At 62.2% G+C, this 23779-nt stretch carries 22 protein-coding genes; 14 read left to right on the top strand and 8 right to left on the bottom strand.

Annotated elements, in window-relative coordinates; genetic code table 11:
* The first annotated feature begins 314 nt into the window (after positions 1-314).
* From BSF44_RS26990 to fabI, 6 genes are read left to right on the top strand one after another with little or no spacing between them, the layout of a single operon-like run.
* A complete protein-coding gene (locus BSF44_RS26990; protein ID WP_371918299.1) occupies positions 315-2135 on the top strand; it encodes an extracellular solute-binding protein in 1821 nt (606 codons plus the stop codon).
* The gene (locus BSF44_RS26985) at positions 2132-3973 is read left to right on the top strand and encodes an extracellular solute-binding protein (RefSeq protein ID WP_095946073.1); all 1842 of its coding nucleotides are present in this window, start codon (positions 2132-2134) and stop codon (positions 3971-3973) included. The genes BSF44_RS26990 and BSF44_RS26985 overlap by 4 nt, the downstream gene beginning before the upstream one ends.
* A 4-nt stretch (positions 3974-3977) precedes the next feature.
* Entirely contained in the window at positions 3978-5051 is a 1074-nt protein-coding gene (locus tag BSF44_RS26980) for a microcin C ABC transporter permease YejB (RefSeq protein ID WP_095946072.1), read from the top strand.
* 1 nt (position 5052) lies between these two features.
* On the top strand, positions 5053-6072 hold the full coding sequence (locus BSF44_RS26975) for an ABC transporter permease (RefSeq protein WP_095946071.1): 1020 nt from the start codon (positions 5053-5055) through the stop codon (positions 6070-6072).
* Position 6073: 1 nt separating this feature from the next.
* Positions 6074-7684: an ABC transporter ATP-binding protein gene (locus BSF44_RS26970; protein ID WP_095946070.1), complete on the top strand. Its 1611-nt coding sequence runs from the start codon at positions 6074-6076 to the stop codon at positions 7682-7684.
* A 19-nt stretch (positions 7685-7703) separates the two neighbouring features.
* Positions 7704-8498 carry an enoyl-ACP reductase FabI gene (gene fabI / locus BSF44_RS26965; RefSeq protein WP_095146575.1) on the top strand — a complete coding sequence of 265 codons (795 nt, stop codon included), beginning with the start codon at positions 7704-7706 and terminating at the stop codon, positions 8496-8498.
* Between the two features lie 180 nt (positions 8499-8678).
* Here the strand turns inward: fabI and BSF44_RS26960 are convergent, their stop codons facing one another.
* Positions 8679-9539 (bottom strand): LysR family transcriptional regulator, encoded by an 861-nt coding sequence (locus BSF44_RS26960; protein ID WP_095946069.1) that lies wholly within the window; start codon positions 9537-9539, stop codon positions 8679-8681.
* 112 nt (positions 9540-9651) lie between these two features.
* Here BSF44_RS26960 and BSF44_RS26955 point away from each other — a divergent pair, with 112 nt between their 5' ends.
* Positions 9652-10077, top strand: coding sequence for a VOC family protein (locus tag BSF44_RS26955; RefSeq protein ID WP_095946068.1), 426 nt, complete (start codon positions 9652-9654; stop codon positions 10075-10077).
* A 117-nt stretch (positions 10078-10194) separates the two neighbouring features.
* Here the strand turns inward: BSF44_RS26955 and BSF44_RS26950 are convergent, their stop codons facing one another.
* The 5 genes from BSF44_RS26950 to BSF44_RS26930 all read right to left on the bottom strand — a co-directional run bounded on the left by BSF44_RS26950 (position 10195) and on the right by BSF44_RS26930 (position 15391).
* Positions 10195-10776, bottom strand: coding sequence for a GGDEF domain-containing protein (locus BSF44_RS26950; protein WP_095946067.1), 582 nt, complete (start codon positions 10774-10776; stop codon positions 10195-10197).
* 73 nt (positions 10777-10849) lie between these two features.
* Positions 10850-11431 (bottom strand): hypothetical protein, encoded by a 582-nt coding sequence (locus BSF44_RS26945; protein ID WP_095946066.1) that lies wholly within the window; start codon positions 11429-11431, stop codon positions 10850-10852.
* A gap of 1 nt (position 11432) precedes the next feature.
* Positions 11433-13601, bottom strand: coding sequence for a xanthine dehydrogenase family protein molybdopterin-binding subunit (locus BSF44_RS26940; RefSeq protein ID WP_095946065.1), 2169 nt, complete (start codon positions 13599-13601; stop codon positions 11433-11435).
* Between the two features lie 7 nt (positions 13602-13608).
* Entirely contained in the window at positions 13609-14064 is a 456-nt protein-coding gene (locus BSF44_RS26935) for a (2Fe-2S)-binding protein (protein WP_057715045.1), read from the bottom strand.
* A gap of 172 nt (positions 14065-14236) precedes the next feature.
* Complete coding sequence (locus tag BSF44_RS26930) at positions 14237-15391, bottom strand: NnrS family protein (RefSeq protein ID WP_095946064.1); 1155 nt, start codon at positions 15389-15391, stop codon at positions 14237-14239.
* A 356-nt stretch (positions 15392-15747) separates the two neighbouring features.
* Between BSF44_RS26930 and BSF44_RS26925 the strand changes: the two genes are divergently transcribed.
* Positions 15748-16251 (top strand): VOC family protein, encoded by a 504-nt coding sequence (locus BSF44_RS26925; RefSeq protein ID WP_095946063.1) that lies wholly within the window; start codon positions 15748-15750, stop codon positions 16249-16251.
* Between the two features lie 37 nt (positions 16252-16288).
* Positions 16289-17122 carry an AraC family transcriptional regulator gene (locus tag BSF44_RS26920; RefSeq protein WP_095946062.1) on the top strand — a complete coding sequence of 278 codons (834 nt, stop codon included), beginning with the start codon at positions 16289-16291 and terminating at the stop codon, positions 17120-17122.
* A 17-nt stretch (positions 17123-17139) separates the two neighbouring features.
* On the opposite strand, the gene BSF44_RS26915 is transcribed toward BSF44_RS26920, so the two are convergent.
* Together BSF44_RS26915 and BSF44_RS26910 are read right to left on the bottom strand one after the other, a co-directional pair.
* A complete protein-coding gene (locus BSF44_RS26915; protein ID WP_095946061.1) occupies positions 17140-17727 on the bottom strand; it encodes a LysE family translocator in 588 nt (195 codons plus the stop codon).
* An 86-nt stretch (positions 17728-17813) separates the two neighbouring features.
* Entirely contained in the window at positions 17814-19145 is a 1332-nt protein-coding gene (locus tag BSF44_RS26910) for a PLP-dependent aminotransferase family protein (protein WP_095946060.1), read from the bottom strand.
* An 89-nt stretch (positions 19146-19234) separates the two neighbouring features.
* Here BSF44_RS26910 and BSF44_RS26905 point away from each other — a divergent pair, with 89 nt between their 5' ends.
* The 5 genes from BSF44_RS26905 (at position 19235) to BSF44_RS26885 (ending at position 23578) form a co-directional block, all read left to right on the top strand.
* Entirely contained in the window at positions 19235-20131 is an 897-nt protein-coding gene (locus tag BSF44_RS26905) for a DMT family transporter (protein WP_095946059.1), read from the top strand.
* A 91-nt stretch (positions 20132-20222) separates the two neighbouring features.
* A complete protein-coding gene (locus BSF44_RS26900) occupies positions 20223-20843 on the top strand; it encodes a LysE family translocator (protein ID WP_095946058.1) in 621 nt (206 codons plus the stop codon).
* Between the two features lie 182 nt (positions 20844-21025).
* Entirely contained in the window at positions 21026-22108 is a 1083-nt protein-coding gene (locus BSF44_RS26895) for a bifunctional transcriptional activator/DNA repair enzyme AdaA (RefSeq protein ID WP_095946057.1), read from the top strand.
* A 35-nt stretch (positions 22109-22143) separates the two neighbouring features.
* The gene (locus BSF44_RS26890) at positions 22144-22956 is read left to right on the top strand and encodes an isocitrate lyase/phosphoenolpyruvate mutase family protein (protein ID WP_095946056.1); all 813 of its coding nucleotides are present in this window, start codon (positions 22144-22146) and stop codon (positions 22954-22956) included.
* A 4-nt stretch (positions 22957-22960) separates the two neighbouring features.
* Positions 22961-23578: a DNA-3-methyladenine glycosylase gene (locus tag BSF44_RS26885; RefSeq protein ID WP_095946055.1), complete on the top strand. Its 618-nt coding sequence runs from the start codon at positions 22961-22963 to the stop codon at positions 23576-23578.
* Positions 23579-23779: the final 201 nt, after the last annotated feature.

The following is a 23779-nucleotide window of genomic DNA, read 5'->3' as shown; positions in this document are numbered from 1 at the left end:
AGCCTGGCCAGATGTTGACGGTGGCCAATCCGCATTAAAAACAGCCCCTGAATCCAGGGGCTTTTTTATGCCTTCACAGTTTTGTGGGCAGCACAAAAACCTGTGGGAGCGAGCCTGCTCGCGATGAGGGCTTATCAGTTTGCATTGATGGCGACTGACACGCCGTCATCGCGAGCAGGCTCGCTCCCACAGGGATTGTTGCTTGGCCGATACCGCGCATTAATCTCCCGTCTTTTTCCTGTCCATACAAGCTGTTACTGTACGGTGCACAATGCCCAAGCCGCCCGGACCGGATCCCTTATTTGAAGCGTCCCCTGCCCCTGTTCCTGATCAGCCTGGCCTTGAGTTCCACCGCAAGCGCGACGATCAGCGAAAGCCATGGTTATGCGCAATTCGGCACGCTCAAGTACCCGGCCCGATTTACCCACTTCGACTGGGTCAACCCGCAAGCGCCCAAGGGCGGTACGTTGCGGGTCATGGCGTTTGGCACCTTCGATACGCTCAACCCCTACACCTTCAAGGGCACCAGCCCGGTCACCACACCGAGCTTCCTGCAATACGGCATCAACGAACTCAACGAACCGCTGATGGTCGGCACAGGGCAATACGCACCCTCGGGTGACGAGCCCGCATCCAGTTATGGCCTGATCGCCCAGTCGGTGGAGTACAACGAGAACCGCAGCTGGGTGGTGTTCAACCTGCGTCCCGAAGCACGCTTCCATGACGGCACGCCGATCACCGCCTACGACGTCGCGTTCTCCTATCGCGTGTTGCTCAAGGAAGGCCATCCGCTGTACCGCACCAGCCTTCAGGAAGTGTCGCGGGTCGACATCCTCAACCCCCGGCGGATTCGTTTCGTGTTCAAGCGTACGGGCAATCCGTTGTTGATCCTGCGCCTGGGTGAAATGCCGGTGCTGGCGCAACACTACTGGAAAGGCCGCGACTTCAAGGCCACCACTTTCGAGCCGCCACTGGGCAGCGGGCCGTATCGCATCGCCTCGGCCACGCCAGGGCGGCAGATCGTCTTCGAACGGGTCAAGGATTACTGGGGCAAGGACCTGCCGGTCAATCGTGGCAAGTACAACTTCGACCGCATGGAAGTCGAGTTCTACCGCGACAGCGACGTAGCGTTCGAGGCGTTCAAGGCCGGTGAATTCGATATCTATATCGAGCATCAGGCGAAGAACTGGGACACCGGCTACAACTTCCCCGCCATACGCCGCGGCGAGGTGATCAAGGCACAGATTCCCCATCAGATCCCGACCCAGACCCAAGGCCTGTTCATGAACAGCCGCCGTCCGGCGTTCTCGGACACCAGGGTCCGTGAAGCCCTGGGGCTGATGTTCAACTTTGAATGGACCAACCGCACCCTGTTCGGCGGCGCCTACCAACGCGCCATGAGCTATTACCCCAACAGCGAATTCTCGGCCAGCGGTTTGCCGGTCGGGCATGAATGGCTGTTGCTCAAGCCCTATCGCGAGCAACTGCCGGCCAGGCTCTTTACCGAGCCGTTCAGCCTGCCGCAGACCGATGGCCGCGGCATCCCCCGGGAAACCTTGCGCAAAGCCCTCGGCCTGCTCGGCGAGGCCGGCTGGAAGCTCAATGGCCAGCGCCTGCAGAACGCCGCCGGACAGCCCTTGCGACTGGAGCTGCTGCTGGTCAACCCGAACCTGGAACGCATCCTCCAGCCTTACGTCGAGACACTGGCCGGCATCGGCATCGATGCGCGGCTGCGCACGGTCGATCGCGCGCAATACAAGCAGCGCCTCGACCAGTTCGATTTCGACATGATTCTGATGACCCTCAACCAGACGCTCAGCCCGGGCCTGGAACAATGGCAGTACTTTCACTCCAGTCAGGCCGGGGTCAAGGGCAGCAAGAACTACGCCGGCATTGCCAACCCGGTGGTCGACCATTTGCTCGAGCAGTTGCTGGCCGCCCAGACCCGCGATGAACAGGTCGCCGCCGGCAAGGCCCTCGACCGCGTGCTGCTGTGGCAGCACTACATCGTGCCCAACTGGTACCTCAATAATCACCGTCTGGCGTACCGCAACCGGCTCGCCTTCGTCACCACGCCGCCCTACACCCTGGGCCTGAACGCGTGGTGGCTGAAATCTTCGGAGAAAGATCGATGAAACCCATCCGTGCCCTGCTCCTGCAGGCCAGCGGTCTGCTGTTCGCCGGGCTGGCCTGCGCCGCCCCGCAACATGCCGTGACCCTGTACAACGAACCGCCGAAATACCCGGCCGATTTCAAACACTTCGACTACGTCAACCCGGATGCGCCCAAGGGCGGGATTTTCCGTCAGGCCGGTTTCGGCGGCTTCGACAGCCTCAACCCCTTCATCAGCAAAGGCGTGCCGGCGGACGATATCGGCAACATCTACGACACCCTGGCCAAGCAAGGCCTGGACGAGCCGTTCACCGAGTACGGCTTGATCGCCCGACTGATCGAAAAAGCCCCGGACAACGCCTGGGTGCGCTTCTACCTGCGCCCCGAAGCACGCTTCCATGACGGCCATCCCGTACGCGCCGAGGACGTGGTGTTCAGCTTCCAGATGCTGACCAGGGACGGCGCGCCGATGTACCGCGGTTACTACAACGACGTGGCCGAAGTGATCGCCGAAGACCCGCTCACCGTGCTGTTCAAGTTCAAGCACACCAACAACCGCGAACTGCCGCTGATCCTCGGCCAGTTGCCGGTGCTGCCCAAGCACTGGTGGGCCGACCGCGACTTCAACAAGGGCAACCTGGAAATCCCGCTGGGCAGCGGCCCGTACAAGGTCAGTGAAGTGAAGGCCGGACGCTCGGTGCGTTACGAGCGGGTCAAGGACTACTGGGGCAAGGACTTGCCGGTCAATCGCGGCTTCTACAACTTCGACGTGATGACCACCGATTACTACCGCGACAACACCGTGGCTCTGGAAGCGCTCAAGGCCGGGCAGTTCGACTACTGGCTGGAAATGACCGCGAAGAACTGGGCCAACGCCTATAACACGCCGGCGGTCACCGAAGGTCGATTGGTCAAGGAACAGATCCCCAATGGCAACCCGACCGGCATGCAAGGCTTCGTGTTCAATCTGCGCCGCCCGGTGTTCCAGGATGTGCGCGTGCGCCAGGCCTTGTCGCTGTTGCTGGATTTCGAATGGACCAACAAGCAACTGTTCAACGGCGCCTACGCGCGTACCCGCAGTTACTTCGAGAACTCGGAAATGGCCGCCACCGGCCTGCCTGACGCCGATCAGGTGGCGATCCTCGAACCGTTCCGCGCCAAGCTGCCGCCGCAGGTATTCAGCGAAGCCTTCCAGAACCCGACCACCGACGGCAGCGGCATGATCCGCGCCCAGCAACGGCAAGCCTATCAACTGTTGCAGGAGGCCGGCTGGCGCATCGTCGATGACAAGATGGTCGACGCCGCCGGCAAGCCGGTGGTCATCGAGTTCCTGTTGGCCCAGACCGAATTCGAACGGGTGCTGCTGCCCTTCAAGCGCAACCTGAGCGACCTGGGCATCGACCTGGTGATTCGCCGGGTCGACGTCTCGCAGTACATCAACCGTGTGCGTTCCCGGGACTTCGACATGATCGTCGGCAGCTTCCCGCAGTCCAACTCGCCGGGTAACGAACAGCGGGAATTCTGGATGTCGGATGCCGCCGACAAGCCCGGCAGCCGCAACTCCATGGGCCTGAAAGATCCGGTGGTCGATCAACTGGTCGAGCAACTGATCAACGCCGATTCGCGCAACAACCTGGTGGCCCACGCCCGGGCGCTGGACCGGGTGCTGCAATGGGGCTATTACGTAATACCCAACTGGCACATCAAGACCTGGCGCGTGGCGTACTGGAACCACATCGGCCATCCCAAGGTCTCGCCCAAGTACGACATCGGCACGGCCACCTGGTGGGTCAAGCCCGATATCAAGCCGGCAATAGAAGTCGAAACCACACTGCAGGCCGATCCTGCGGGCACGGAGTAATCAGATGCTGGCGTACATTTTTCGGCGACTGTTGCTGATCATTCCGACCCTGTTCGGCATCCTGCTGATCAACTTCGTGATCATCCAGGCTGCCCCGGGCGGGCCGGTGGAACAGATGATCGCCAAGCTCGAAGGCTTCGAAGGCGCCACCAGCCGCATCGCCGGCGGCGGTGCCGAAGTGTCGGTGGCAGGCTCGGCCTATCGCGGCGCCCAGGGCCTGGACCCGGCGCTGATCAAGGAAATCGAGCACATGTACGGCTTCGACAAATCGGCGCCGGAACGCCTGTGGATCATGGTCAAGAACTATGCGTCCCTGGATTTCGGCGACAGCTTCTTCCGCGACGCCAAGGTCATCGACCTGATCAAGGAAAAGATGCCGGTGTCGATCTCCCTCGGGCTGTGGAGCACGCTGATCATGTACCTGGTGTCGATCCCGCTGGGGATCGCCAAGGCCAAGCGGCACGGCAGCCACTTCGACGTCTGGACCAGTTCGGCGATCATCGTCGGTTATGCGATCCCGGCGTTCCTGTTCGCCATCCTGTTGATCGTGGTGTTCGCCGGCGGCAGTTACCTGGACTGGTTCCCCTTGCGCGGGCTGACCTCGAACAACTTCGATGAACTGAGCATGGGCGGCAAGATCCTCGACTACTTCTGGCACCTGGCGCTGCCGGTGACAGCGCTGGTGATCGGCAACTTCGCGACCATGACCCTGCTGACCAAGAACAGCTTCCTCGACGAGATCAACAAACAGTACGTGATCACCGCCAGGGCCAAGGGCCTGACCAACCACCGCGTGCTTTACGGCCATGTGTTCCGCAACGCCATGTTGCTGGTGATCGCCGGCTTCCCCGCGGCCCTCATCGGCATCTTCTTCACCGGCTCGTTGCTGGTGGAGGTGATCTTCTCCCTCGACGGCCTCGGGCTGATGAGTTTCGAGGCGGCGATCAACCGCGATTACCCGGTGGTGTTCGGCACGCTGTTCATCTTCACCCTGCTGGGACTGGTGGTGAAACTGATCGGCGACCTCACCTACACCCTTGTCGATCCGCGCATCGACTTCGAAAGCCGGGAGCATTGAGATGAACCTGTCCCCTCTCAATCGCCGACGCTTCGAACTGTTCAAGACCAACAAGCGTGGCTGGTGGTCGCTGTGGCTGTTCCTGATCCTGTTCGGCGCAAGCCTGGGCGCCGAGCTGATCGCCAACGACAAGCCGCTGGCGGTGCACTACGACAACAACTGGTACTTCCCGGCACTCAAACGCTACCCGGAAACCACCTTCGGCGGCGAGTTTCCGCTGGAGGCCAACTACAAGAGCCCGTACATCCGCGAACTGCTCAAGGCCAAGGACGCCTGGGTGCTGTGGGCGCCGATTCCCTACAGCTACCAGAGCATCAACTACGACCTGAAAGTCCCCGCTCCAGCCCCGCCCTCGACGGACAACCTGCTGGGCACCGACGATCAGGGCCGCGACGTGTTGGCCCGGGTGATCTACGGCTTCCGCATTTCGGTGCTGTTCGCCCTGACCCTGACCGTGCTGAGCTCGATCATCGGCGTGATCGCCGGCGCCTTGCAGGGTTTCTACGGCGGCTGGGTGGATCTGGCCGGGCAGCGGTTCCTGGAGATATGGTCCGGACTGCCGGTGTTGTACCTGCTGATCATCCTGGCCAGTTTCGTGCAACCCAACTTCTGGTGGTTGCTGGGGATCATGCTGCTGTTCTCATGGATGAGCCTGGTGGACGTGGTGCGCGCCGAATTCCTGCGCGGGCGCAATCTGGAATACGTACGCGCCGCCCGCGCCCTGGGCATGCAGAACGGTGCGATCATGTTCCGCCATATCCTGCCCAACGCGATGGTCTCGACCATGACCTTCATGCCGTTCATCCTCACCGGCGCCATCGGTACGCTGACCGCCCTGGACTTCCTCGGCTTCGGCCTGCCGGCGGGCAGTCCGTCCCTGGGTGAACTGGTGGCCCAGGGCAAATCGAACCTGCAGGCGCCGTGGCTGGGCATCAGCGCCTTCGCCGTGCTGGCCTTGATGTTGAGTCTGCTGGTGTTCATCGGCGAGTCCGCTCGCGATGCCTTCGACCCGAGGAAGTGAAATGAATCAGAACAATCTGATCGAAGTGCGCGACCTGTCCGTCGACTTTGTCATCGGCAACCGCTGCCAGCGGGCGGTCGAAGGCGTCAGCTTCGACATCAAGCGCGGTGAAACCCTGGCGTTGGTCGGCGAGAGCGGTTCCGGTAAATCGGTCACCGCACATTCGATCCTGCGCCTGCTGCCCTACCCGCTCGCGCGGCATCCGTCCGGCACCATCTTGTATTCCGGGCAGAACCTGCTGGATCTGAAAGAAAAAACCATCCGCCACATTCGCGGCAACCGGATTGCGATGATCTTCCAGGAGCCGATGACCTCGCTCAATCCCTTGCACTCGATCGAGAAGCAGATCAATGAGGTGCTGGGCATCCACAAGGGCCTGACCGGCAAGGTCGCGACCAAGCGCACCCTGGAGTTGCTGGAGATGGTCGGCATCCCCGAGCCGCACAAGCGCCTCAAGGCCCTGCCCCACGAGTTGTCCGGCGGCCAGCGCCAGCGGGTGATGATCGCCATGGCCCTGGCCAACGAGCCGGAGCTGCTGATCGCCGACGAGCCGACCACCGCGCTGGACGTGACCGTTCAGCTGAAAATCCTCGAACTGCTCAAGGAACTTCAGGCTCGTTTGGGCATGGCGTTGTTGCTGATCAGCCACGATTTGAACCTTGTGCGAAGAATTGCGCATCGCGTATGTGTCATGCAGCAAGGTTGCATCGTCGAACAGGCATCGTGCGAAGAACTGTTCCGCGCGCCGCAGCATCCGTACACTCGGGAACTGCTGGCAGCGGAGCCTGGTGGCAAGCCTGCAAGCAACGTGATCGGCCCGCCCTTGCTGGCGGTCGAGGACCTGAAAGTCTGGTTTCCGATCAAGAAAGGCCTGCTCAAGCGCACGGTGGATTACATCAAGGCGGTCGACGGCATTAATTTCAGCCTGCCCCAGGGCCAGACCCTGGGGATCGTGGGAGAAAGCGGTTCCGGCAAATCGACCCTCGGCCTGGCGATTTTGCGGTTGATCGCCAGCAAAGGCGCCATCCGCTTTGAAGGCCAGCCGCTGGACGGTCTGACGCAACAACAGGTCAGGCCGCTGCGGCGGGAGATGCAAGTGGTGTTTCAGGACCCGTTCGGCAGCCTGAGCCCGCGGATGTGCGTGAACGACATCGTGGGCGAAGGCCTGCGAATCCACAAGATGGGCACCGCGGCGGAACAGGAACAAGCGATCATTGCGGCACTCAGGGAGGTAGGTCTGGATCCGGAAACCCGGCACCGCTACCCCCACGAATTTTCCGGCGGGCAACGGCAGAGAATCGCCATTGCCCGGGCATTGGTGTTAAAACCGGCGTTGATTTTGCTGGACGAGCCGACTTCGGCCCTCGACCGCACGGTACAACGCCAGGTAGTGGAGCTTTTGCGTTCACTGCAAAGCAAGTACAACCTGACGTATCTGTTTATCAGCCATGACCTGGCTGTGGTGAAAGCGCTGAGCCACCAGCTGATGGTGGTCAAGCATGGCCAAGTGGTCGAACAGGGAGACGCGCAAAGCATTTTTGCCGCCCCCCAACATCCGTATACACAGCAGTTGCTGGAAGCCGCTTTTTTGGCTCCGGCCACTGCGCAATAACCTGAAAGAGGAGCAACACATGGGTTTTCTCGCCGGTAAGCGCGTACTGATCGTCGGTGTCGCCAGCAAGCTGTCCATCGCATCCGGCATCGCTGCCGCCATGCATCGCGAGGGCGCTGAGCTTGCCTTCACTTATCAGAACGACAAACTCAAGGGTCGTGTCGAAGAGTTCGCACAAGGCTGGGGTTCGAGCCCTGAGCTGTGCTTCCCGTGCGACGTGGCCAGCGATGAAGAAATCGCCAAGGTCTTCGAAGCGCTGAGCAAGAAGTGGGACGGCCTGGACTGCATCGTGCACTCCGTGGGCTTCGCCCCGGGCGACCAACTGGACGGCGACTTCACCGAAGCCACCACCCGTGAAGGTTTCCGCATCGCTCACGACATCAGCGCCTACAGCTTCGTGGCCCTGGCCAAGGCCGGCCGCGAAATGATGAAAGGCCGCAACGGCAGCCTGCTGACCCTGTCGTACCTGGGCGCCGAGCGCACCATGCCGAACTACAACGTGATGGGCATGGCCAAGGCTTCCCTGGAAGCCGGCGTACGTTACCTGGCCGGCTCCCTGGGCCCGGACGGTACTCGCGTCAACTGCGTATCGGCAGGCCCGATCCGCACCCTCGCCGCTTCCGGCATCAAGAACTTCCGCAAGATGCTGGCTGCCAACGAAGCGCAAACCCCGCTGCGCCGCAACGTCACCATCGACGAAGTCGGCAACGCCGGCGCCTTCCTGTGCTCGGACCTGGCGTCCGGCATCAGCGGTGAAATCATGTACGTGGACGGTGGCTTCAACACCACGGCCATGGGCAGCATCGAAGAGTAATCTTCGGTCAGCCAAAAAAAACCCGCCTGTTTTGGCGGGTTTTTTATGCCTGCGATTTCCGGCCGATGCCGTCCTCCTGTAGGAGCGAGCTTGCTCGCGAAAAACCCGGGCACGCCGCGCTCATCCAGACTGCGCGCGTTATCGTTGACGACCTTCGCGAGCAAGCTCGCTCCTACAGGGTTAGTGTTGTGTCAGGCATTGCGCAAACAACTGCTGAATCGGCTGCATTCGCTGGCTGTACCGCTGCAACAACACAATCTCCCGATAGAACGTCAACTCGCCCAAGGGGATGACTCGCACCCTGGCCCCATGCTCAAGCCACAACCCCGCCTCGGGCAGCAGAGAAATCCCCAAGCCACACTCGACCATTTTCACAATCGCCTCCAGCTCATCCAGCTCCAGCGCCACCTGCACCTCGATCTTCTGTTCGCGCAGAAACCGCGTCACCAGCCGCCCGCCGAACGAATTGCGGTCGTAGCGCACATGCGGGTGCTCCGCAATCAGCTGTAGCGGATCATCACCGTCCAGATCCGTCGGTACGATCAGCACGAACGGCTCTCGGCGAATCACCTGCGCGGACAATTCCTTGGGCAACTCAAACGGCGGCTTGATCAGGACCGCCAGGTCCACTTCCCCCGTGTCCACCTGACTCAGCAGGTTTAATGACACACCGGGCACCAGCTTGGGCTCCAGCAAGGGCGCCTGTTGGCGCAATTTCAACAATGCCTGGGGCAGCAGCCCGGTCTGGGCGGTCGCCACCGCGCCGATTTTCAGTTCGCCACGGTACTCGGTGACATCGTCACTGACGGCCATGCGGCTGAAGGTTTCGAGCATTTCCCTGGCCATCGGCAACGCTCGCTGCCCCGCCGCATTGAGCAGTGCCTGACGACCGGTGCGGTCGAACAGACGGATGCCCAGGGCCTGTTCCAGGTTGCGAATCTGTGCGCTGACCGCCGATTGCGTCAGGCCGATGTGCATGCCGGCCGCGGCGAAGGTGCCGTAACGCGCCACGGCGATAAAGGTTTTCAGTTCTCGCAGCATGGCGACCTCGATTGATCGAAATAATTTGAGCTCACTGCAAAAATTATCGTCTTTCAATCAAAAAACACAGGACTAAACTCGACACATTCCCACCCACACCGAGGTTCGCCTGATGCGACTGTCCCCTTTTCACTTGGCCATCCCGGTCTACGACTTGCCGGCCGCCCGACATTTCTACGGTTCAGTGTTTGGCCTGGAAGAAGGTCGTTCCAGCGACCACTGGGTGGATTTCAATTTTTTCGGCCATCAACTGGTGATTCACCTGGCACCGAAAAGTCCTTCACAAGAAGCCGCACACACCAATGCCGTCGATGGTCACGATGTGCCGGTGCCGCATTTTGGCGTGGTGCTCGGGATGGCGGAATGGGAGGCTCTGGCCGAGCGGCTGAAGTCGCTGGGGACGCGCTTCGTGATCGAGCCGGGGATTCGTTTTCAGGGGCTGGTGGGTGAACAGGCGACGATGTTTCTGTTTGATCCTTGCGGTAATGCGCTGGAGTTCAAGGCGTTCAAGGACATTGGGCAACTGTTTGCCAAATAGGTGTTGTCTGCCAGTACGCCATCGCGAGCAGGCTCGCTCCCACAGGTTTTGTGAACGCCACAAATCCACTGTGGGAGCGAGCCTGCTCGAGAAGAGGCCCGCCAACACAACACCGCCCTAACGGTTCATCACACGCTCGGCCTCCTCCAGCAGTTCCTCGACTGAGTCATGAACAACGGGGTCATATTCGACCTGGGTAACACTGAAGCGAATGTCATAACTGCGATGCGCCGTGGCATTGCGCTCATCGAGCATCTCATTGAGCCGTACCTTGATCGCCGCAATCTCCACGGCGCTGGAACCGGTCAGCAACGCCACGAACCGGTCGCCTTCGAGACGTCCGATCACATCGTTTTCACGAAAGCCGATCCGCAGGACATCGGCGAACGTCCTGAGCGCATCGTCACCTTTGGCCCGACCGTACAGATAGCAGATGAGTTTGAATTCATCGAGGGTGAAGTACAGCAGCGTCGCCGACGTCCCCAGTTCCCGACAGGCGTCCAGCCCGAGCCGGGCCAGCTCGGTGAAACCATGGCGATTGGACAGTAGCGTCAGCTCGTCCATGCTCGCCATCTGCACGCCGGCCAGTTCTCGCTCGGCCTGGAGAGCCAGTTCGCGCAGCCGTTCGCGTTCTTGCTGTGGCGTGAGCAACGGGTTGGCTGATCGGCCCGATTTGCCCGTTTTGCCTGAGATCAACATCGTTCACTCCTTGGCAGGTATGTACGTTAGAGTCGCCCACACCCGCATTGACTCCCTTCAAGCGCGCCGCTGGTCAGCTACCCGCCACCGGGCACGGCCCTCCTGCATCGGCCCAGGTTTTGAACCGGGCGACGAAGATATCGTGGGGCACCGGCACCGGCGCGCGATTGCCGCCGGGGCTCCAGCCCCACAGCACCAGCTTGTCGTCGCTGACGTGCTTGATCAGCGCGGCGAAATCCCGATCGCCGTTGCTGGAGCGATCCTTGATCATCGCGCACAGCCGATCGGCGGGCAGGCCGATCCAGGCCATCCGTTGCGCTGCCGGTGGCAGGCTCCAGTGTGGCGCCCCGGGTGGCGCGTGGGGACCGTAACTGGCCGGCGGATTGCTTTGCGCATGGCACGTCGCACAGGGCAACCCGGCCGAGCCCTTGCCGTCCATGCCCCGCACGACATTCATGGCGTGGGGTACGCCGGCATCGAACTGCAGCGGCGAATCCCCGGGAATGTGGCAGTTCTGGCAACGGGGACTCTGGAAGACCTTCTGTACAGTGTCGAACGCCTGCAAGGCCTCGCGGTCATCGGCGAACACACGGGATGCGTAGGCGACGAGAACGATCAGGATCAACGCCCCAAGCAACCAGTGATGTCGTTTCATCTCACACCCCCGACAGCTGCAACGGCAGCTCCCGCAGGCGCTGTCCGGTCAAGGCAAACACCGCGTTGGCCACCGCCGGCGCCGTGGGTGGCACACCGGTTTCGCCGATACCGCCGGGTTTGTCGCTGCTGGGCATGATATGCACTTCGACCACCGGCATTTCGTTGAGCCGCAGCACCTGATAGTCATGATAGTTGGACTGCACCACCTGCCCGTCCTTGAGCGTCAGTTTGCTGTGCAAGGCGAAACTCAGGCCAAAAGCGATGCCCGACTCCATCTGCGCGGCGATGCTCTGTGGGTTCACCGCAATGCCACAGTCCACCGCACACACCACCCGGTGCACGCGGATGGCGAGGTTGTCCTGGGACACCTCGGCCACCTGCGCCACGTAGCTGCCGAACGATTCATGCACCGCCACACCCAGGGCGTGGCCGTCCGGCAGCGGCGCCGTCCAGTTGGCCTTCTCCACCGCGAGGTTCAGCACACCGAGGTGACGCGGATGGTCCTTGAGCAAGGTGCGCCGGTATTCCACCGGATCCTTGCCGGCCGCCGTGGCCAGCTCATCGATCAACGACTCCATGACAAACGCGGTGTGGGTGTGCCCCACCGAACGCAGCCACAACACGCTGATACCGGTTTTCGGGGAGTGCAGTTCGATCTGGTGATTGGCCAAGCCTTCGAAGTAAGGGCTGTCGGCCACGCCTTCGACGGAGGTCTTGTCGATGCCGTCCTTGACCATCGTCGCTTCAAGCGAGGTCCCGGCCATGATCGACTGCCCGACCATCACATGCTTCCAGGCCAGCGGCAGGCCGTCAGCACCCAGCCCGATACGCGCATGGTGCAGGAACGCCGAGCGGTAATAGCCGCCGCGGATATCATCCTCCCGCGCCCACACGGTTTTCACCGGTGCACCGGCGGCCTTGGCAACGTACACCGCTTCGCTGACGAAATCCGACGTCGGATTGGCCCGGCGCCCGAAGCCGCCGCCGAGAAACTCGGTATGGATCACCACCTGTTCGGGTTTGAGCCCGGTGATTTTCCCGGCGACCATCTGGTCCAGGGTCTGGAACTGGGTGCCGGTCCAGATTTCGCATTTGTCCTGGGTGATGCTCACTGTGCAGTTCAGCGGTTCCATCGGCGCGTGGGCCAGATAAGGCACACTGTATTCAACGTCGATCTTCCTGGTCGCTTTCGCCAGCGCCGCCTGGGTATCCCCCGCCTGACCGGCATTGATGCCGGGGGTGGTGGCGAGTTTGCGGAAGTTTTCCAACAGCGCCTGGCTGTCGAGCCCGGCGTTCGGCCCCGGATTCCACTCGATTTTCAGCGCATCGCGCCCCAGCTTCGCCGCCCAGAAATGATCGGCAATCACCGCGATGCCGGTCGGCACTTGCACCACTTTGTGCACGCCCGGAATCGCCAGCGCCTCGGCACCTTCAAAGGATTTGACGCTGCCGCCGAAGGTGGGCGAACGGGCGACCATCGCAGTCATCAGCCCGTCAAACTGCACGTCCATGCCGAATTTCGCCCGGCCGGTGATTTTTTCCGGCGTGTCCAGACGCTTGGTGGGTTTGCCGATCAGCCGCCAGTCTTTCGCGTCCTTGAGTGTGATCGAGGCCGGGTCCGGCCGAGGCAATTGCCCGGCGTCATCGGCCAATTCGCCATAGGTGGCACGGTGCTCACCGGCAATGACCATCCCCGATTCGGTACGGATCTCGGATGGCGCAACGTTGAAACGCTTGGCCGCTGCGTCGATCAACATCAAGCGCGCCGCCGCGCCGGCCTGGCGATAGCGGTCGAACTCCATCCAGGTCGAGGTCGAGCCGCCGGTGATCTGCATTCCGCCAAAGCCAGGCAGGCCGTAATCGGCGGCCGAAGCCGGGGCATGCTCGACACGGATCTTCGTCCAGTCGGCATCCAGTTCTTCGGCGATCAGCATGGTCAGGCCGGTCCAGATGCCCTGGCCCATTTCCGAGTGGCCGAGCAACACGGTGACGCTGTTGTCGTTGCCAATGCGCAGGAAGGCATTAGGCGCAAACACGTTGCCCTGGTTCTCCGCGCCCATGGCGAAACGGTGGGCACCGGGCATGGCAAACGCCACTACCAGCCCGCCGCCCAGCATGGCACTGCCCTTGAGAAAACCACGACGCGATAACGTATTGATGCTGTTCATGGCCACCTCAACCCAGCTCGGCGGCGCGTTTGACCGCCGCGCGAATTCGCGGGTAAGTGCCGCAACGGCAGATGTTGCCGGACAGCGCCTGATCGATGTCGCTGTCGGTCGGTTTTGGAATCTTCGCCAGCAACGCCGCCGCCGACATGATCTGCCCGGACTGGCAGTAGCCACACTGAACCACATCAAGTTCCGCCCAGGCCTGTTGCACCGGGTGCGAACCGTCTGCGGAAAGGCCTTCGATGGTGAGAATCTTTTGCCCATGGGCCACGGCCGTGGCCGGTGTGATGCACGAGCGCAGCGGTGCGCCATCGACGTGTACGGTGCAGGCGCCGCATTGGGCTATGCCACAGCCGAATTTGGTGCCGGTGAGGTGGGCGACATCACGCAAGACCCAGAGCAGCGGCATGTCGGCGGGGACATCCAGCTCCTGATCCTGGCCATTGATGTTCAGGGTCAGCATGGCGCAGTTCCTCAGACTCAGGGTGATCTGAAGGGGCGTCGCTGCGGCCTTGTAGAACCTGCGCGCGCCTCGGGTTACCCCTTCAGCTAAGCGCAAATTTGCCGGCAGGCCTTGGCGCATCGACCACCGGTCATGAAAAAGCCGCCTCGAAGGGCGGCCCTGAAGGTCTTCGCTAGAGCCTCGGCCCCAATAAAATGCCGGTGTAGCGCCAGACAAAAACACCAAAAGCGCTACACCACAGCAACGCCGACAGCGCCAGACCCTGACCGGAAAAAGGCACCAGCCACACTCGACACGCACCCGCCAGCAACAACAGGGCAAACCCCGCAACGATCGCCTTGGACGGCTGCAACAAACGCCCGGTATGCCCCAGGCTGACCCGCGCGATCATCGCCAGAACCAACCCGCCGATACCGCCGACGGCCAGCGAATGGGTGGCCAGGCTTTGTTGCGACATCCAGCCCAGGTGCCACAGCGCCATGGCCAGCGTTGCCACCGCGAGCCAGGCATAAGCCAGATACAGCGACCACAGCAGCGGTACGCGCCACAGACCGCGATCATGCCAGCGCCACAACCGCAGCAGATGCAAACCGCTGATCAGCGCAAACAACAGCGCCAGCCACACCCGTGGGACGTCATTCAAACCGACGGCAAAAGACAGCGCCGCCAGCATGGCGCCGATCAGCAACACCTTGCCCGGCAACGGATGGGCAGCAGGCGTTGCGGGACGGTTCAAGCCGCGCTGGATAAAGAACGGAATCACCCGCCCGCCGATCACGCTCATCAGCGCGCCCGCCAGCCACAAGGCGGCCAGCACGCCATGGCGTTGCAGATTGGCGTCATCAACGGCGAACCCCAACAACGTCAACGCCTGACACCCGGCCAGCAGCATCACCATCACCAGAATCGGATAATTCTCGCGTTTGCCCGCAGCCAGCAGATCGCGCCCCAACACCCACGCCAACAGCGGCAGAAACGGAACCTGCAAGGCCAGCAGCAAGGGTGCCGGTATCGGCAGGCACCAGGCCAGTCGCCCCAGCAGCCACATAAGCACCAGGCCGATCAGCGGCCAGCCCTTGAGCCCAGGCCGACCAGTCCAGTTGGGCACCGCCGTGAGCAGGAACCCGGCAATGATGGCCGTGGTAAATCCGAAAGGCATTTCATGGCGATGCCAGGCGAGCATGCCGCCCACCGGTTGCGCTCCGGGCAAGCGGCCGTACAGCCACAAGGCCCAGATCGCGATGGAAAGGGCCGCGAACCCGGCCCCACCCAGAAAGAAGGGTCGAAAGCCCAGGCTGAAGACCGGTGCAACGGCTAGCCGGCGCATCAAGCCACCACTCGAGCCGGGAACTGGTTCAGGCGATACGCGCCGAGCATACGGCTCGACCATTGAAGAACGTTCCGAGGGTTGCTGAAGAAGTTGAACATTGTGCGTACTCCTGAAGGCGCTTTACCTCTTCAAGTCCCGTGCCAGCTTTTTGCCCCTTTAGATCCAGGCACTTGCGCATATACGAGTCATAAAGACCCACAGCCAAAATAGTCTGTTTGACTCCACTCAAAGTCATTTTGACTACACCCTCGCTACCCTGCGGCAATTTTCTCGATCTACGGTACGGCCAGACGACCAGAGGCTGACTACGCTAAAAGTCCGGAACATGCGTTACCTGCAGAGGAGCTGGCACCATGCTACGCGTACAAAAACTCACGCCCTGCCTGTGGTTCGACGATCAGGCCGAAGAAGCGGCGAAGTTCTATTGCTCGATCTTCGACCACTCGAAAATCACTGCCATCACCCATTACGGCCACGCCGGATTCGAGTTCCACGGCCGGCCCGAGGGTTCGGTCATGACCGTCAGCTTCGAGCTCGACGGGCAGAGTTTCACCGGCCTCAACGGCGGGCCTTTATTCAAGTTCAGCGAAGCGGTTTCGTTTCAGGTCAATTGCCTGACACAGGATGAAGTCGATCATTACTGGGGCAACCTGTCGGCCGGTGGCGCGCCCGAAGCCCAGCAATGCGGCTGGCTCAAGGACAAGTTCGGGCTGTCGTGGCAGATCGTCCCCGTGGCGATGATGGACATGATCAAAGACCCCGACACGAAAAAATCGCAACGGGCCATGCAGGCGATGATGCAGATGAAAAAACTCGATATCGCCACGCTGCAACGAGCCTTTGACGGCGAGAGCTAATACACTCGGGCATCGACCTGCCGAGGAGTGAGCGAGCATGAAGCACGCCGTTGCCAAAAACGCCGACCAGGCCCCGCGCTTCTGGCGCGATGATGCCCTGCCCTTCATCGAAGCCCGCTCCATCGCCGACGGGCGCGAAGTCTGCTACACCCGGCACGCCCACGAGCACTTTTCCATCGGGGCGATCACCGCCGGGCGCAGCACTTATCTGCATGAGCAGTCGGCATTCGAGGTCAGCGTCGGCACGGTGGTGCTGATGAACCCCGGCGACGTCCACGCCTGCAACCCGATCGAAGACCAACCCTGGTCGTACCTTATGCTGTACGTCGACACACCGTGGCTGACCGATTTGCAGCATCAGCTCGGGTTCAGCGATGACGCGGCGTTTCGCCGCTTTTCCCTGACCCATACCCGCGACGCCCATCTGTTTACCGGCCTCGCGGGTTTGTATGAGGTGCTGGTCGATCCACAGCAAGATGTGCTGCGCAAACACAGCGTGGCCGTGGAGTTCTTTACCGAGGTTCAGCTGCGACTCAACCCGGCCAACCCGCCGCTGCGCGAACCCAACTTCAAGCTGGAGCGCGCGGCCGACTACATCCGTGACCACTGCACGCAAACCCTCAGGCTCGAAGACATATGCGAGGCGGCACAATTGTCGCCGTCCTACCTGATCCGCGCCTTCAAACAGCATTACGGCATGACGCCCCACGCGTTCCTGGTGAACCGGCGCATCCAGTTCGCCCAGGATCAATTGCGCAGCGGCAAGCTGATCGCGGACGTGGCACTGGAGGCGGGGTTCGCCGATCAGGCGCATTTTCAACGGGCGTTCAAACAGCATTTGGCGGCAACGCCGGGGCAGTATCGGGGCTGAATCCGCCGAGATTGCCGTTACGGCAACACCAGATACACCGCACTCACCACCAGCAACAACGCCATGGCGCGATTGAACAGGCGCATCCCCGCCGGGTTGTTCAAAAACCCCCGCAAAAACGTCCCGGCATAGGCCCAGCAACCGACCGACACATAACAGATCACCAGATAAATCGCGGCGAACTGCCAGACCAGGCGCGCCTCGCCATCGGCGACGAACGCGCCCATGCCGGCCACGCAGGCCAGCCAGGCCTTCGGGTTGAGCCATTGCATGATGGCGCCATACAGCATCGACGGTGCCTGGGCCGACTCACTGGCCTGCACCTGCCCATTGTCAGCCGCCAGCTTGAACGCCATGTACAACAGGAAGGCGACACCCGCCCATTGCACCACCTGCGTCAGTGCCGGCCACTGTTGCAACAGCTCATGCAGGCCCAATCCCATCAGCACCAACAGCAAGACAAACCCCAGCGTGGCTCCGGCCACGTGACGCTGGCTGGCCCTGAAGCCAAAGCGCGCGCCGGAGCTCAACGCCACGATATTCACCGGCCCCGGCGTGATGGACGCGACCAACGCAAACGCCGCCATGGATATCATCAGACTCATTGCACACCTTCTTCCATCGAGTTGAACAAGGTCCCCAAGGTAATGAGCCCGCCGGCTCGCGTATTGAACAAAACGCCCCTGTCTAGCTATGAGTAGTAACCCACGACACTTTTCACTTTGGCCAAGGCCAGGCGCAGCGAATCCATGTCCACCGACCCCAACGCCAGGCGTATCGCGTGCGGCACATGAGCCGAAATCGCAAAGGGCTCGGCGGGCGACACCGACACCTGCTCGCGCATCAGCGCCATGGCGATCTGGTCGGCCCGGGCGTCTTCCGCCAACGGCAGCCAGATGAAGTAGGAATTCGGGTGACTGATGGTTCTGAGCCCCGCCAGCACCTCGCGGGCCAAGGCCTGCCGGGCTCGGGCGTCCGCGCGTTTTTGCGCCTCCAGTTGGCTGACGGTGCCATCGTCGAGCCAGGCCGTGACGATGGCGGTCATCACGCCGGGGGTGTTCCAGGTGGTCGCCATGATCGTGCGCTCGAAGGCGGCGACCCATTGCGCGGGCGCAGCGATGAAACCGACACGCAACCCGGTGGCAACATTCTTCGACAGGCCGGACACGTACACCGTCCTCTCAGGCGCCAGCTCGGCCAGCGGTGGCGGGACGTTTTCGGCCAGGAACGCATAGGCGGCGTCCTCGATGATCGTCAAGTCATGCCGGCGCGCAATCGCCACCAACTGCTCGCGCTGATCGAGGTCCATCACCCAGCCCAAAGGGTTGTGCAAGGTCGGCATCGAGTAGACGGCCCGTACCGATCGGCTGCGGCAGAGCTTTTCCAGGGCAGGCAGATCAGGCCCGGTATCGGTGGCCGGAATCGGCAAGACTTCCAGATACAGGGTTTCGGCCAGGGTCTTGAAACCGGGATAGGTCAGCGCATCGGCGGCGATCACATCACCGGGCTTGAGCATCGTCATCATCGCCACCGCCAGGCCATGTTGGGCGCCGCTGACGATCAACACCTGTTCGGCCGGCACGCTCAGCCCGCGATCAAGCAGATGACGCGCGACCGAAGCTCGCTCGTGCAGGCGTCCCGCGTGGGGCTGATAGCGCAGGAGCGATTCCAGGTCACCGGACAAGGCCAGTTGACGCAACGCCGTGCGCAACAGGTCGGCCTGACCGGGCAATGACGGGTAGTTGAAATTCAGGTCGATCATCCCCGCCGCCACCACGTGCTGCGAGATGCCCTGCCCCGGCGGCAGCGAGGTTTCCCTGACAAAAGTCCCGCGTCCGGTTTCGCCGCTGACCAGGCCCATGCCCTCCAGCTCGGCATACACCCGGCTGGCGGTGACCAGCGCCAGACCGTGCTCCGTGGCCAGTTGCCGGTGAGTCGGCAGGCGCGTGCCGGGCGGCAGACGCCCGGAGCGGATGTCGGCGGCAAAGGCATCCACCAGGGTCTTGTAGCGGGATCTGGGCATGTCGAGATGTATCCATGACAATTTTTTGATTGTATCGATAGTCGCTCATACGATGAGTTTCGTGCAATCAGACAATGAGCGTGAGCCAAATGGAACGGACCTCGGACCTGCAACACCGGACGCTGGAAAACAGCACCAGCGGCTGGATCAACGGCCTGATCGGCGTGGTGATCTTCAGCGGCTCGCTACCGGCGACACGGGTGGCGGTGCTGGAGTTCGATCCGGTGTTCCTGACGGTCGCGCGCGCGACCATCGCGGCGGTCCTGGCGCTGTGTCTGCTGTGGTTATTCAAGGAAAAACGCCCGGCGCGCCAGCAACTGATACCGCTGATCATCGTCGCCCTGGGCGTGGTCATCGGTTTTCCCCTGTTGACCGCGCTAGCCCTGCAATACGTGACGTCCGCGCACTCCATCGTCTTCGTCGGCCTGCTGCCCCTGGCGACAGCGGTGTTCGGCGTCCTGCGCGGCGGCGAGCGGCCACGGGCGGCATTCTGGATTTTCTCGGTGCTGGGCAGCCTGCTGGTGGTCGGGTTTGCCCTGTCCCAGGGGCTGACCGCCTCCCCCCAGGGCGATATCCTGATGCTGCTGGCCATCCTCGCCTGCGGTCTGGGTTATGCCGAAGGCGCAAAGCTGTCGCGCACACTGGGTGGCTGGCAGGTGATCAGCTGGGCGCTGGTGCTGTCGCTGCCGGTCGTGGCGGTGCTCAGCTGGATGCGCATGCCGGCTTCGTTCACCGGCATCAGTACGCCGGCCTGGTTCAGCCTGGCTTACGTTTCGCTGTTCAGCATGCTGATCGGTTTCGTGTTCTGGTATCGCGGGCTCGCCCAAGGGGGCATCGCCGCCGTCGGGCAATTGCAGCTGCTTCAGCCATTTTTCGGGCTGACCCTGGCCGCCACCCTGCTGCATGAACAGGTCAGCGTAGGCATGCTGGGTGTCACCGTCGCCGTGATCCTGTGCGTCGCCGGGGCGAAAAAGTTCGCCAGATAGCCCTGTGTACGGTGGTTTGCGCCCATGACTGTATGGGTCTGGCCAAGGGTGAGCCGTGATAAAAATAGCGCTCTTGCTACAGGAGCCCACCATGGACCTCGCCACCCTCACCCTGTTCCTGCCGGCCTGCTTTGCACTCAACATGGCACCCGGCCCCAACAACCTGCTGTCGGTCAGCAATTCGACCCGCTATGGCTACCGCACCGCGTGCGTGGCCGGCATCGGCCGGTTGCTAGCGTTCGCCGGGATGATTGCCCTGGCCTCGGCGGGGCTGGCGGTGGTGTTGCAAACCTCCGAGCTGCTGTTCTACGCGATCAAGATCCTCGGCGCGGCCTACCTGTTCTACCTCGCCTGGCAATTGTGGCGCGCCGATCCGGGTGTAGAGAACGTGGTGACCTCAGCGCCTGTGGGCACGCTGGCACTGGCCCGGCAGGAATTCCTGGTCGCGGCCGGCAACCCCAAGGCCATCCTGATTTTCACCGCGTTCCTGCCGCAGTTCGTCGACTCGACCCACGCCATCGGGCCGCAGTTCGTGGTGTTGGGCGCGCTGTTTCTGGTGCTGGAATGGATTGCCATCGGCGCTTACGCCTACATGGGCCTGCACATGCGCCGCTGGTTCGCCAGACCGTCGGGCAAGCGGATGTTCAACCGTTGCTGCGCCGGGTTGTTGTCGGCTGCGGCGTCGGTATTGCTGATGGCCAGACGTGCCTGAAATGTTGGTAATCCGTGTGGGAGCGCGCCTGCTCGCGAAGGCGGCGTGTCATCCAATATCGAGGTGACTGACACTCCGCTTTCGCGAGCAGGCTCGCTCCCACAGGGTACTGCCTGCAATCAACGAAATTCACTGTCGATTCTCCGGTGGAGGTCGCCCATGCCGCGATCTATGCTGCGCCCATGAACCTACAAAAAACGCTGCTTCCGCCCCGTGCCGAGATGGTGCGCGCCATGCTCGAGCGAGACACTTCCTACGAGGGAGTGTTCTTCACGGCGGTCAAGACCACAGGCATTTTCTGCCGCCCCGGTTGCACCGCCCGCAGCCCGAAGCCTGAGAATGTCGAGTTCTTTGCCAGCGCCGAACAATGCCAGGCGGCGGGCTATCGCGCCTGCCTGCGCTGCAAACCACTGGACACCGCCGCCAGTGCGCCGGACTGGGTGCGAGCACTGTTCAAATCGGTGGACGCCGACCCGGAACAGCGCTGGACCGACGCCCAGCTAGTGGCCGAAGGCATCGAACCGCTGAAACTGCGCCGCTGGTTCAAGCAGCACTTCGGCATGACCTTCCACGCCTGGCTGCGCGCCCGGCGCCTGGGCATGGCGTTGGGCGGAATCAAACAAGGCGGCTCCATCGATGACGTCGCCTTCGATTCGGGCTACGAGTCCCTGAGCGGATTTCGCGATGCCTTTCAGAAATCGTTTCACATCACCCCGGGCCGCGCGGCCAACAGCGAGCCGCTGCTGTTCACCCGCCTGACCACGCCGCTGGGGCCGATGATCGCCATGGCCGAACGGCGTGGACTGGTGCTGCTGGAGTTTCTCGATCAGGCATCGCTGAGCCCTGCGGTCGAAGCGCTGCAAAGCCGTTTCGGTTATGCCGTGGCGCCGGGGCACAACGCGCATTTGCAGCAGATCGAAGAGCAGTTGTCCGCGTACTTCGCCGGCACGCTCACAGAGTTCAGCGTGGCCTTGCACATGCCCGGCAGCGAGTTCTCCCGCCAGGTCTGGGCCGAACTGGCGAAGATCCCCTACGGCCGGACCACCACCTACGGCGCCATAGCGGCGAGGCTGGGCAAGCCCGGCGCCAGCCGCGCGGTGGGCCTGGCCAATGGGCATAACCGCTTATCGATTGTCGTGCCGTGCCACCGGGTGATCGGCGCCGACGGCTCGTTGACCGGCTACGCTGGAGGCCAGCCGCGCAAAGCGTTTCTGCTCAGGCTGGAAAACGCCGCGGTGCAGCTCACAGAGCAACTGGCGTTCTGATCCCCCCACAGGTTTTTCATAAGGAAGGAAACTCGATGGACAGGCTCGACAATCAACTGCACCACCTGCATCAAGAGGGTTTGCTGATTCTCACCAACGTCGCCGATGCCGCCGGTGCGCGGCTGGTGGAGCAACTGGGCAACAAGGCCGTGGCCACCAGCAGCGCGGCGGTGGCCTGGGTGCATGGTTATCCGGACGGCAACACCCTGCCCCTTGAGCGTCTGGTTTCGACGGTCGAGTCGATTGCCCGGGTCATTTCCGTGCCGCTGACCGTGGACATCGAGGCCGGTTATTCCGATGACCTGGAGCGGGTGGCCCAGGTGGTTGGCGCGGTGATCGCCGCCGGTGCGGTCGGGATCAACATCGAAGACGGTTCCTCACCGCCGGAATTGCTGGTACGCAAGATTGAAGTCGCCCGTCAGGTGGCCGACCGACGCAACGTGAACCTGTTTATCAATGCGCGCACCGATGTTTATCTGCGAGGTCTGGTGCCCGCCGAAGATCGCGTCGCCGAAACCCTCAAGCGCGCCGCACTGTATCAGGCAGCCGGTGCCAATGGCCTGTTTGCCGCTGGCGTTACCGCCGAGTACGAGATCAAGGCGCTGTGCCAGGGCACCTCGCTGCCATTGAATGTGCTGGGGTTCCCGGGCTTGCCGTCGCCCGAAGCGCTTGAAGCACTCGGCGTACGCCGCCTGACCGCGGGTTCAGGCATCGCCGAATTCCTCTACGGCGCCATGGCCGGCATCTCCAAAAGCTTTCTACAAACCGGCCGGTTCGATACCCACGACCTGAAGGCCTTGACCTATGGCGAAGTGAACGCCCTGTTGAAACCGTCCGGGAATGCCTGAGCCCATGGCTGACGCCTATCAGGTGGCCAGTGCCTTCCTGGCCGCCATCGATGACGACTGGCGCCGCCACATCGACGCCATCGGCCCGTGCCTGCACCAGCCCCATGCGGCCCGTGACCCGTATGAGTCGCTGGTGCGGGCGATTGCCTATCAGCAACTGCACGCCAAGGCCGGCGACGCGATTGTCGGCCGGCTGCTGGCGCTGTTCGGTTCGGCTTCGTTTCCCCGGCCTGAACAGATCGTCGCCACGGATTTCGACCGACTGCGCAGTTGCGGATTTTCCGCGAACAAAATCGCGACCATTCAAGGCATCGCCCAGGCGTCGCTGGACGGCGTGGTGCCGGATTACGCCACGGCGCTGGCCATGGACGATGAAGCGCTGATCGAACGGTTGATCGCGTTGCGCGGCGTGGGTCGCTGGACCGTGGAGATGCTGCTGATCTACAGCCTGGAGCGGCCGGACATTTTGCCAGCCGATGACTTTGGCGTGCGTGACGGTTATCGACGGCTCAAGGGCCTGGAGGTGCAGCCGACGCGCAAGCAGATGATCGAGATCGGGTTGGCGTGGAGCCCTTACCGGACGGTGGCCTCCTGGTATTTGTGGCGGGTGCCCGGGCGGTAGACCGCGTTATCGTTCATCGCGAGCAGGCTCGCTCCCACATTCGACCGCATTCCCATGTCAGAACTCGGTTAAAGGTGGGAGCGAGCCTGCTCGCGAAGGCGTCCTTACCAACAACACACACCCAAAGCCAATCACAACCCCGACTTCAACCGACTGAACGCCCGGATCAACGCCCGGTTGAACGCCTTGCCATTGTCATTC

This window comes from Pseudomonas sp. ACN8 (assembly GCF_002303925.1).
GTDB lineage: Bacteria > Pseudomonadota > Gammaproteobacteria > Pseudomonadales > Pseudomonadaceae > Aquipseudomonas.
This window is presented reverse-complemented; position numbering and strand designations above follow the sequence as displayed.